This window comes from Blastomonas sp. UPD001, assembly GCF_003426715.1.
Taxonomy (GTDB): Bacteria; Pseudomonadota; Alphaproteobacteria; order Sphingomonadales; family Sphingomonadaceae; genus Blastomonas.
Window position 1 is genome coordinate 193,628 of record NZ_QKVT01000001.1, and the last position, 11,262, is coordinate 204,889.

Here is an 11,262-nt window from a genome sequence, read left to right on the forward strand (position 1 = left end):
ACGACAGCGCGAGCGCGATCGGTCCGGTGCCGCCCGCGCGCTCGGCGCTGCGCAGCTGGGCCAGCAGGCTCCAGCGCACCGGATAGGCGGCGTGCAGCTCGATCAGCGATACGCGGGCGCGGCGTGCGACGATCTGCATCAGGCCAAAGCCGTTGATCGCTGTCCGCTCGCACGGCACCGTCATGGCCGCATCGAACGCTTCGACCACCGCGCTGCGATCGGCCTTGTCGTCGAGCGCGGGAAAATCGATCACGATCCCGCCGCCCACGCCGTGCCGCCGGATCGCTTGAGCGAGCGCGGGGGCCGCGGCGAGCGCCAGCGCGCGCGGCGCGACATCGCCGTCGACATCGACCACCATCATCGCGGGTGTGGGCGAGAAGGTGAGCAGCCCGCCGGCAAAGGCAATCTGGCCGGTCTCGGCCTCCTCTATCAGCTCATGCCAGCCTGTTTCGGCCAACCGGTCGGGGCCGCCAGCGATGCAGTGCGTGATCTCGATGCCTTCGGCGCTCAGCCGGTCGATCAGACGCGGTGCCGCGCGCAGCGGCGTTTCGGCGGCGACGGGCCTGAGGCGCGGGGGCTTGGCGCGGCGGGTACCCGTTTCGATCATCGCCTCGCGGACGATCTCGGCGCGGATCGTCGCGCCCTCGCTCGCGCCCTTGGGCACGGGCTGCAGCATCGCCTCGCGGCCATCGGGCAGCTGCGCCCGGGCGCGATGGCCGCCCGCGCTCCTGGCGAGCAGCTTGACGTCGACCACGGCGCCGACAGCATGTGCGTCATCGTGTCGCTGGATGCGGGCTTCGACGATCCGGCCTCGCGCGATCAGCGCTGCGCGCTCTTCGCCGATGCCGTCTTCGTAAAGCCAGTGGGCCATGTCAGGGCTTGAGCAGGCCGGCGCTGAGCAGCAAACTGCGGGTCTCGTAAAGCGGCAGCCCCATGATGCCGCTATAGCTGCCCGATATCGACCGGATCAGCGCTTCGGCGCTGCCCTGGATGGCATAGCCGCCTGCCTTGCCCTGCCATTCGCCGCCCGCGATATAGGCTTCCACCTCGTCGGCATGCAGCCGCTTGAAGGTCACGATGCTTTCGGAAAGCCGGTGCAGCGCACGTCCGCCGGGCAGCATCAGCGTCACCGCGGACAGGACCAGATGCCTTCGCCCGGAAATCAGGTCGAGGCACATGCGCGCATCGGCCTCGCTCTCGGCCTTGGGCAGGATTCGCCGCCCGGCAGCGACGACCGTGTCGCCGGACAGTACGGCGCTTTCGGGATGCTGTGCAGCGATCACTGCCGCCTTTTCCGCCGCCATGCGCCGCGCATAGACGCGTGGAAGCTCGCCCTTGCGGGAAGATTCGTCGATATCGGCAGGAATGACCGCGTCCGCAGTGACCCCGATCCGCGCCAGCAACTGCTGGCGGCGGGGGCTGGCCGATGCGAGGATCAGCGGCACCATTATTTGAAGCGGTAGGTAATCCGGCCCTTGGTCAGATCATAAGGCGTCAGCTCGACCAGAACCTCGTCGCCCACCAGCACGCGGATGCGGTTCTTGCGCATCTTGCCGGCGGTATGGCCCAGGATTTCGTGATCGTTTTCCAGCTTCACGCGGAACATGGCGTTGGGAAGCAGTTCGACCACCTGGCCGCGCATTTCGAGAAGTTCTTCTTTTGCCATTCGGCCCCTGCAATGTGGTTTGCGTTGTGGCGGCACGACGTTCCGCACCACCTGTCTGCGCGGACATGACACCCATGAGGCCGCGCAAAGTTCAGCGCGCCTTACAGACAAAGCGTGCAAAAGAAAAGACGGGAGTTTGCAAGGGGCAGAGCGACGCGCCGAACCGAGAGCGCAGCTAAAAATTGTTACAATTCATGACTGGGCAATCCGGGTCGGGGCATCATATTGCGCTGCAACAGATAAATCCCCCCAGGCGCTTCCCCCGTGCCGAAGACAAAGAGACGCTGTTTCCCATGACTCCTTCGCTCCCCCTGAGGTCCGACGATGCCGATGCCATGCGCCCCCTGTTCGGCCTGTCCCTTGCGTCGGCACTGCTGATCGCGACGTGCCCTGCCGCGCTGGCGGCTTCGCTGGACGGGGCCGAGGTCGATGCGAAGGCCGCGAGCGCCGCCGTCGCGCAGGCGCAGGATGCGGCGCAAACTCCCGCCGACCCGCCGCCGCCCGATACCGAGCCCGACGATGACGGCGAGACCATTGTCGTCCGGGCCGAGCGGTTGCGCGGGTCCATCCAGACCGACATTCCGCCGGTCACCGAACTCGATGCGCAGGATGTCGCCAGCTATGGCGCCTCGTCGCTCGCCGAACTGCTGCAGCAGATCGCGCCACAGACCGGCAGCGCGCGCGGGCGCAGCGGCGATGGCCCGGTCGTGCTGCTCAACGGCCAGCGCGTTTCGGGATTCCGTGCGATCCGCGACATTCCGCCCGAAGCCATCGCCAAGGTCGAGGTGTTTCCGGAGGAGCTCGCGCTCAAATACGGCTTCCGCCCGGACCAGCGCGTCATCAACTTCGTCCTGGTCGAGAATTACCAGAGCCTGGCGGCAGAGGTCGACAATGGCCTGTCGACCCAGGGCGGCTATGGCACGACCGAATTCGAAGGCACCTTCACCAAGCTGGGCAAGAACACCCGGCTGATCGTCGATGTCGAATATGAAATGGCCACCGCGCTGCGCGAGAGCGAGCGCGGCATCGTCCAGCCGGACAGCAGCGCACCCTTCGCGCTCGGCGGCAATGTCGGCGCATCGCCGTTCGGAACGGGCGCGGAGATCAGCCCGGCGCTGAGCGCGCTTGCCGGGCGGCCGGTGACGCTGACGGGCGTGCCGCAGGGGTTGACCGGCGCCCCGGCGCTTTCGGCCTTCACCAATGCGCCCAACACCACCGATCTGGGCGAATTCCGCACGCTCATTCCGAATTCGGACCGTATCCAGGCGAACGCGACCTATGCCCGCAATCTCGGGCCCGACACCAACGTCCAGGTCAACGCGACCTATACCAACAATTTCGCGACCTCGCTGCTCGGCCTCAATACCGCGACGTTCACCGTGCCCGCGGCCAACCCGTTCAACCCGTTCGGGCGCGATGTCAGCCTGCTCACCGCGTTTGGCGATCCGCGCGCGATCACGCGGACGGTGGATACCGACACCTATTCGCTCGGCTTCAATGCCAATGGCGTGCTGCCCGCGAACTGGAAATGGGCACTGACCGGCGACTATACCCGCATCGATACGCTGACGATCATCGACCAGCCCGTGGATACCAGCGCGGTGCAGGCCGCGATCTCGCGGACGACCGGGGCGATCAATCCGTTCACCGGGACACTCGGCACGTTGTTGCCGGGCCTGGTCAGCGATTCCGCCGAAAGCCGCAACCAGCTGTTCAACGCGCAGTTTACCGCCAATGGCAAGCTGACCGATCTGCCCGCGGGCCCGGTCAACCTGACCCTGGTCGGCGGCTTTGCCCGGCGTCTGCAGGATTCGACCGACAGCCGCAGGGCAGGGCAGGGCAGCGTCTCGCTGACCCGCAGCGAGGCCAATGTCTCGGCCAATATCGATGTCCCCCTGGTCGACACCTATATGTCGGACTGGTTCGGCAAGCTCTCGGTCAACGGCAATCTCGGCTATCGCGAGCTCAGCGATATCGGCGGTCTGCTGAGCTTCGGCTACGGCCTCAACTGGTCGCCGACCGACACGCTGACCATCCAGGCCTCGCTGATCGGCGAGGAGGCAGCCCCGGGCATCGGCCAGCTGGGCGATCCGCAGATCGTCACCCCCAATGTCAGCACCTTCGATCTGGCGCGCAACGAAACCGTGCTGGCGACGATCATTTCGGGCGGCAATCCGCTGCTCACGGCGGAAGAGCGGCGCGACGTCAAGGTGTCGCTGAGCTATCGTCCTCCGTTCGTCGAGGGGCTCGATTTTCTCGCCGAATTCATCCGCAACCGCAGCTATGGCACCACCGCGTCCTTCCCGATCCTGACGCCCGAGATCGAGGCGGCGTTTCCCGATCGGATCATCCGCGATACCGATGGCACCCTGCTCGCGATCGACCAGCGCGCGATCAATTACGACCGCGTGACCAGCGACCGGCTGCGCTATGGCATCAATTTCTCGAAACGGATCGGCGGCGAGGCGCGCGGCGGCGGCGCTGGCGGCCCCGGTGGTCCCGGTCGGCAACCGGGAGCGGGCGGTCCGCCGCCGGGAGGTCCCGGTGGCGAGCGTGCCGGCGCGGGCGGTCCGCCCCGCGGTCCAGGTGCCGGTGGCCCGCCGCGCGGCCCGTCGGGCGGCTTCGGTCCCGGTGCCGGCGGTCGCGGCGGCCGCTGGAACATCTCGATCTATCACACCGTGCGCTTTGCCGAGACGATCCGCATCCGCCCGGGGCTGGCCGAACTCGATCTATTGAATGGTTCAGCCATCGGGTCGAGCGGCGGCGTGCCGCGCCACGGCGTCGAGCTCGAGGGCGGGGTGTTCCTGAACGGCATCGGCCTGCGCTTCACCGGCAACTACCAGAGCGGATCGCGCGTCGATGGCGGCGGGCTGCCGGGTTCGACCGACCTGCGCTTCAACGATATCGCGACCTTCGGCCTGCGCGCGTTCGTCAATTTCGACAACAAGCCCCAGCTCACCGAAGCGCTCCCGTTCCTCAAGGGATCGCGGTTGCGGCTGGGGGTCGACAACATCTTCAATGCGCAGCAGCGGGTGACCAACGAGGCGGGCGAAGTGCCGCTGCGTTACCAGCCGGGCTTCATCGATCCGCAAGGCCGGGTCGTTTCGCTGAGCTTCCGCAAGCGCTTCTGAACGCGGAGAACACGTGTCAAATTTGCCATGGCTTTTGGCGAAGCCCGCGTTTAAAGACGCTGACCTTGAGCCGGGGCGAACGCCTTTCGGCCGCGAAAGCCATGCAAGGAGCCCGTTTTGGCGCTGACACCGAAAAAGGACGCTGACGCCGCGCGCGACGCCATGTTCCTGCGCGAAGTCGATGATGCGCTGCGTCAGGACCAGATGGCGGGGATCGTCCAGAACTATGGCAGGCACCTGCTGATCGGCATCATCGTCATCCTGCTCGCGCTGGGCGGCTGGTTCTGGTACCGGCACAGCCAGGCCGAAGCGGCCGGGGTGCGCGGCGAGGAAATGACCAACGCGCTCGATGCGCTGCGCGGCAACAACCTTGCCGGCGCGGCCAATGCGCTGAAGCCGCTCGAAACCGCGGACCAGCCGGGATATCGCGCCGCGGCACAACTGCTCGCAGCAGGAATCAAGCAGGAACAGAATGATCCCAAGGGTGCGGCTGCGATCTTCGCCAAGGTGGCGGGCGATGACAGCCTGCCGCAGCCGCTGCGCGACCTCGCGCTGATCCGTCAGACCGCGGCGGAATATGACAGCCTGAAGCCGCAGGACGTGATCGCGCGGCTCAAGCCGCTCGCCGTGCCGGGCAACCCCTGGTTCGGCAGCGCGGGCGAGATGGTCGCGATCGCGCACATGCGGATGAACAAGCCGGATCTCGCCGGGCCGCTGTTCCAGAAGCTGGCCGATGACAAGCAGGTGCCGGAAACGATCCGTTCACGTGCGCGTCAGTTGGCCGGTGTCATGGGCGTCGATGCGGTCGACGACCCCAGCAAGGCACAGGGCGTTGCGGCGCCTGTCGCTGCGCCAGGGCTGGCTGCACCGGCGGGTGCGCAGTAAGAACAGATTTGCGGGTCGCTACCGTTGACGTTGATTTTGTGATGATTCGGGGAGCTTGACTGGCAATGCACAAGGCAAAATGGGCGACGATTCTCGCGCTGTCGGCCACGCTGGCAGGATGCGGCGTTCTGGGCGGAAAGGACAAGCCTGTCACGCCCACCGTGGGCAATCGCACGTCGATTCTGACTCGCGCCGAAAATGGCGCGAATGTCGACAAGGACCTCGCGGGCGTTTCGGTGATCCTGCCGCCCGCGGTCACCAACGCCAACTGGAACCAGCCTGGCGGAAGCGCGACCAAGGCGACCGGCCATCTGACCATCGGCGACAATCTCGCGCGCGCGTGGAGCGCCCGGATTGCCGGATCGAGCCTGCGCGTCCGCCTCGCGGCGGCACCGGTCGTGTTCAACGGCCGTCTTTATGCCATCGACACCAATGCCACCGTCCATGCCTATGACACGGCGTCGGGCTCCGAGGTCTGGTCGGTGACGATCGAGCCGGACAATGGCGGATCGGCCTCGGTCTTCGGCGGCGGCGTCAGCGTCGATGCGAACCGCGTCTATGTCACCAACGGCGTCGGCGAGGTTGCCGCGCTCAACCCGGCCGACGGCGCGCAGATCTGGCGCGTCAAGCCGGCCGGTCCCTTGCGCGGTGCGCCGACTCTCGCGTTCGGCTCGGTTTATGTGATGACGCAGGACAACCAGCTCATCGCGCTCAACCAGACCGATGGTACCACCACCTGGAACCAGAGCGGATCGCTCGGCCAGGCGGGCGTGTTCGGCGTCGCGGCGCCGGCAGCGGGGCAGGGCACCGTGGTGGCGGGCTTCTCGAGCGGCGAACTGATCGCCTATCGCTACGAGAATGGTCGCAACCTGTGGTCCGACGCGCTCGCGCGCACCAGCATCTCGACCTCGGTGTCGACGCTGACCGATATCGATGCCGATCCGATCATCGATCGCGGCCGCGTCTATGCGGTGGGCGAGGGCGGACGCATGGCCGCCTATGAGCTGGTCACCGGCCAGCGCATCTGGGAGCTCAACATCGCGGGCATTTCGACCCCGGTGATTGCGGGCGAATGGCTGTTCGTGCTGACCGACGACGCGCGCATCCTGTGCATCGCGCGCGCCACCGGCAAGGTGCGCTGGTCGACCCAGTTGCAGCGCTATCGCAAGGAAAAGAAGAAGGAAGGCGCGATCTACTGGAACGGGCCGGTGCTGGCCGGCGGGCGCCTGTTCACCGTCAACACCGAGGGCGAGGTGGGCACCGTCAATCCGGCGGACGGCAGCTTCAACATCCTGTTCGAGCTCAAGGAAAAGGTGTCGCTGCCCCCGATCGTGGCGGACAACACGCTCTATATCCTCGACGACGGCGGCACGATTACCGCCTATCGGTGATGCGGGTCTGATCGCGGGGGGAGACAAAGCCTCGCTTCCGCGATACAGGCGCAGTCATGTTACCCGAAATCGTCATTATCGGCCGGCCCAATGTCGGCAAATCCACCCTGTTCAACCGTCTGGTGGGCAAGAAGCTGGCGCTGGTCGACGACCAGCCCGGCGTGACGCGCGACCGCCGCGTCGGCAAGGCCGAACTGCTGGGCCTGCATTTCCAGATCGTCGATACCGCAGGGTACGAGGACGAGGACCCCGAGACGCTGCCGGGCCGCATGCGCCAGCAGACCGAAGCCGCCGTCGCCAGCGCGCGCGCCGCGATCTTCGTGTTCGATGCCCGCGCCGGGCTGACCCCGCTCGACGAGGAAATCGCCCGCTGGCTGCGCACCACCAGGACGCCGATCATTTTGATGGGCAACAAGGCGGAAGGCCGCGCGGCCGATGCCGGCCTCATGGAATCCTACGCGCTGGGCATGGGCGAGCCGATCGCGTTCAGCGCCGAACATGGCGTCGGCATGGCCGAGCTTTTCGACGCGCTGCGCCCGCTGATCGAGGACTGGGAAGAAGAGGGTGAGGCCGAGACCGAGTTCGCCAATGTGCATCTCGATGCCGAATCGATCGACGAAAGCGCGCTCGAGGCGGCGCCGCTCCAGCTGGCGATCGTCGGACGCCCCAACGCGGGCAAGTCGACGCTGATCAACAAGATCCTGGGCGAAGACCGGCTGATCACCGGGCCCGAGGCGGGCATCACCCGCGATTCGATCGCGATCGACTGGACCTGGAACCCGGCTGATGGCGCGCCGCCCCGGAAAGTCCGGCTGATCGACACCGCCGGCATGCGAAAGAAGGCGAAGGTTACCGACAAGCTGGAAAAGCTCTCGGTCGCGGATGCCCGGCGCGCGATCGACTATGCCGAGGTCGTGGTGCTGCTGCTCGATGCGACGCGCGGGCTGGAGCTGCAGGAGCTCAAGATTGCCGACCATGTCATCAAGGAAGGCCGCGCGCTGGTCATCGCGATCAACAAATGGGACGTGGCTGAGGACGCCTCCAGCCTGTTCAACGGCATCAAGGCGGCGCTGGACGAGGGGCTGGCGCAACTGAAGGGCGTGCCGGTGCTCACCATTTCGGGCGTCACCGGCAAGGGCATCGACACGCTGATCAAGGTCGCGTTCGAGACGCGCACCGCCTGGTCGCGCCGCGTATCCACCGGTCAGCTCAACCGCTGGTTCGAAATGGCGGTCGAGACCAATCCGCCGCCCGCGCCCGGCGGCAAGCGCATCAAGCTGCGCTATATCACCCAGGCCAAGGTGCGCCCGCCGGGCTTCGTCATCTTCGGCACGCGCGTCGACGAACTGCCGGAAAGCTATTCGCGCTATCTGGTCAACGGGTTGCGCCGCGAGCTGGGCTTTGGCGCCGTACCGGTGAGGCTTACCTATCGCGCGCCGAAAAACCCCTTCTCAAACAACTGATTTGGCGGCAATTATTCAAATCCGTTCAGTTGGTGGCATTTTCATTTAAAAATGACCGATCACTGACTTGGCGCAAGACTTCATTTACCATTACCGATGTAATTTCCGGTGTCAGTGCTTGGACATGCCGGGAGAAAGCATCATGTCTTACGAGGAAGCGCCGCTGGTGAACTGGTCGACCTATGCCGATGCAAGGGCGACCATGGGCAGCGATTTTGTGCGCATTCTGGGCTATTTTCGCGAGGACGGCGTCAAGTCGGTCGACGCGATCGAAACCGCGATGCGCGAGCGCAGCGCGGCCCGGCTGGTGCTGCCTGCGCACACGCTGAAGAGCGAAGCGCATCAGTTCGGTGCCGAGCGGTTGGGCCTCTTGTCGGAAAAGATCGAGGTGGTAGCCCGGCACTGTGTCGAGACGCATGTCGAGCCCGACGAACTGCTCGAGGATGTGGTCTCGTTGCGCGACATGTTTCTCGGCTCGCTGGCGCTGCTCGAAAAGGAAGCCAATCCGCTCGTCGAGCGCCGCAGCTTCGGCCGCCGCCCGCTCGCGCCCGCGGGCGGCCTTTCGGCGCCGCGCAATTTCGGCCGCGCCTGACCGGCCTCGTGACCACCGCTTGACCGGGCGGCCTCTCGGTCATATCTGGACGGCATGGCTATCCGTCCCATTCTCGAAGTGCCCGATCCGCGGCTGAAGACCGTCTCCACCCCTGTCGAGACGTTCGACGACGATCTGCGCACTTTGGTCGCCGACATGTTCGAGACCATGTACGATGCGCCCGGGATCGGCCTCGCCGCGATCCAGGTCGGCGTGCCCAAGCGGGTGCTGGTGATCGACCTGCAGGAACAGGAAGACGAGGAGGGCAAGCCGATCAAGGCGCCGCGCGTCTTCATCAATCCCGAAATCCTTGATCCTTCGGCCGAACAGTCGCTGTACAACGAGGGCTGCCTGTCGGTGCCCGATCAATATGCCGAGGTCGGGCGCCCCGCGAGCATCCGCGCGCGCTGGCAGGATCTCGACGGCAAGGTGCACGAAGAGGCAATGGACGGCCTTATGGCGACCTGCCTGCAGCACGAGATGGACCATCTCGAAGGCATCCTGTTCATCGACCACCTGTCGCGGCTCAAGCGCCAAATGGTGCTGAAAAAGCTCGAGAAGATGCGCAAGGCAGCGTGATCGCGTCCTAGTTTCTGCCCATGCAATAACCGTCACCCCCACGAAGGCGGGGGTCCCGCTTCTCTTTCCCTCTGGCTCAGCTAGCGGGATTCCCGCGTGCGCGGGATTGACGATTTATCAGCGGCAGTGCTTGCGCCAATCCGACGACATTGCCCCATTGCCAAGCGTGCCACCGCGCTCTAGGTTCGCCTTTCGTTCCACTCTTTTGCGCGGAAGCTCCCTATGGACCCGATGGTCGCCATCCTTGTCGTCGTTGCTCTGGTCGTGGGGCTCGGGATCGGTTGGTTCCTCGGCGGCAAGCCGGTCGGCGATGCCCGCAAGGAGCGCGACGCAGCGCAAGCAGAGCTGAAGGTGTTGCAGGAGCAATTCAATGCCGCGATCCGCGATCTGGCCGGAGCCAGCGAGCGGGCAAAGCTCGCCGACGAACTGGCGGTGAAGCTCGACGAGGCAAGGCAGCAGGGCGCAGCGCTGCAGGGTCAACTCGCGGCGGCCAGCGAACGCGCGCGCCAGGCCGATGGTCTGGCCGAGCGACTCGATGCGCTGCGGAACCAGTACGAAGCCGTATCGACCGAACTTTCCGCAATGAAGGCCGATGCCGCCAATCACGAAAAGCAGGTGAGGCTGCTGGTCGAAGCGCGTGAGCAGCTGGCGCAGCAGTTCGGCGAAGTCGGCAACAAGCTGCTCGGCGAGGCGCAGGAGGCGTTCCTGCGCCGCGCCAACGAGCGCTTCGCTCAGTCCGAGGAAAAGAACGAGGAGAAGATCCGCGCGCTGCTCGCGCCGGTCGGTGAACGGCTGAAAAGCTATGAGGATCAGGTCCAGAAGATCGAGGCGACGCGCAGCGAGGCCTATGGCAACCTCACCGGGCTGATCGAGCAGATGCGCGCGGGGCAGGAGCGGGTGCAGACCGAGGCCGCGCGGCTGGTCAATAGCTTGCGCAACGCGCCCAAGGCGCGCGGGCGCTGGGGCGAGCAGCAGCTGCGCAACGTGCTCGAAAGCTGCGGCCTCGCCGAGCGCACCGATTTCCTCATGGAACTCAGCGTCGATACCGAGGATGGCCGGCTGCGCCCCGATGCCGTGGTCAAGGTGCCCGGCGGGCGCTCGCTGGTGATCGACGCCAAGGTGTCCTTGAACGCCTATCAGGACGCGTTCGGGGCGGACGACGAAGATGCCCGACGCATCGCGCTGACCGCGCATTGCGCCTCGATGAAGGCGCATATCGATGGCCTGTCGCGCAAGGCCTATTGGGACCAGTTCGCCGACGCGCCCGATTATGTCATCATGTTCGTCCCCGGTGAGCATTTCCTCTCCGCCGCGCTGGAGCATGATGCCAAGCTGTGGGATTATGCGTTCGAGAAGAAGGTGCTGCTGGCGACACCGACCAATCTGGTCGCCATCGCCCGCACCGTCGCCAGCGTCTGGCGGCAGGAGGGACTGGCGCAGGAGGCGCGGCAGATCGGCCAGCTCGGCAAGGAGCTGTACGACCGGCTCGCGGTCTCGGCCGAGCATTTGAAGCGCGTCGGCTCGGGCCTGTCGAGCGCGGTCGGCCATTACAACA

The 11,262-nt window shown here is 65.9% G+C and carries 10 protein-coding genes; 7 read left to right on the top strand and 3 right to left on the bottom strand.

What is annotated here, in order from left to right:
• The 3 genes from DM995_RS00920 to infA form a co-directional block, all read right to left on the bottom strand.
• A partial coding sequence (locus tag DM995_RS00920) for a ribonuclease E/G (RefSeq protein WP_116968196.1) occupies positions 1 to 871 on the bottom strand: 871 nt, incomplete at its 3' end.
• A gap of 1 nt (position 872) precedes the next feature.
• Entirely contained in the window at positions 873 to 1,445 is a 573-nt protein-coding gene (locus DM995_RS00925) for a Maf family protein (protein ID WP_116970263.1), read from the bottom strand.
• 2 nt (positions 1,446 to 1,447) lie between these two features.
• Positions 1,448 to 1,666, bottom strand: coding sequence for a translation initiation factor IF-1 (gene infA / locus DM995_RS00930; RefSeq protein ID WP_010162480.1), 219 nt, complete (start codon positions 1,664 to 1,666; stop codon positions 1,448 to 1,450).
• Between the two features lie 293 nt (positions 1,667 to 1,959).
• Between infA and DM995_RS00935 the strand changes: the two genes are divergently transcribed.
• From DM995_RS00935 to DM995_RS00965, 7 genes are all read left to right on the top strand, one after another.
• Positions 1,960 to 4,797, top strand: coding sequence for a TonB-dependent receptor plug domain-containing protein (locus DM995_RS00935; protein ID WP_116968197.1), 2,838 nt, complete (start codon positions 1,960 to 1,962; stop codon positions 4,795 to 4,797).
• Positions 4,798 to 4,914: 117 nt separating this feature from the next.
• On the top strand, positions 4,915 to 5,682 hold the full coding sequence (locus DM995_RS00940; RefSeq protein ID WP_232823961.1) for a tetratricopeptide repeat protein: 768 nt from the start codon (positions 4,915 to 4,917) through the stop codon (positions 5,680 to 5,682).
• 65 nt (positions 5,683 to 5,747) lie between these two features.
• Entirely contained in the window at positions 5,748 to 7,073 is a 1,326-nt protein-coding gene (locus DM995_RS00945) for a PQQ-like beta-propeller repeat protein (RefSeq protein ID WP_023837382.1), read from the top strand.
• A 56-nt stretch (positions 7,074 to 7,129) separates the two neighbouring features.
• Positions 7,130 to 8,536: a ribosome biogenesis GTPase Der gene (gene der / locus DM995_RS00950; protein WP_116968198.1), complete on the top strand. Its 1,407-nt coding sequence runs from the start codon at positions 7,130 to 7,132 to the stop codon at positions 8,534 to 8,536.
• A gap of 142 nt (positions 8,537 to 8,678) precedes the next feature.
• Positions 8,679 to 9,128 carry an Hpt domain-containing protein gene (locus DM995_RS00955; RefSeq protein WP_116970265.1) on the top strand — a complete coding sequence of 150 codons (450 nt, stop codon included), beginning with the start codon at positions 8,679 to 8,681 and terminating at the stop codon, positions 9,126 to 9,128.
• A gap of 54 nt (positions 9,129 to 9,182) precedes the next feature.
• A complete protein-coding gene (def, locus tag DM995_RS00960; RefSeq protein WP_116968199.1) occupies positions 9,183 to 9,707 on the top strand; it encodes a peptide deformylase in 525 nt (174 codons plus the stop codon).
• A gap of 231 nt (positions 9,708 to 9,938) precedes the next feature.
• Positions 9,939 to 11,262, top strand: a 1,324-nt coding sequence (locus DM995_RS00965; protein ID WP_232823962.1) for a DNA recombination protein RmuC, incomplete at its 3' end; no start/stop codon positions are given.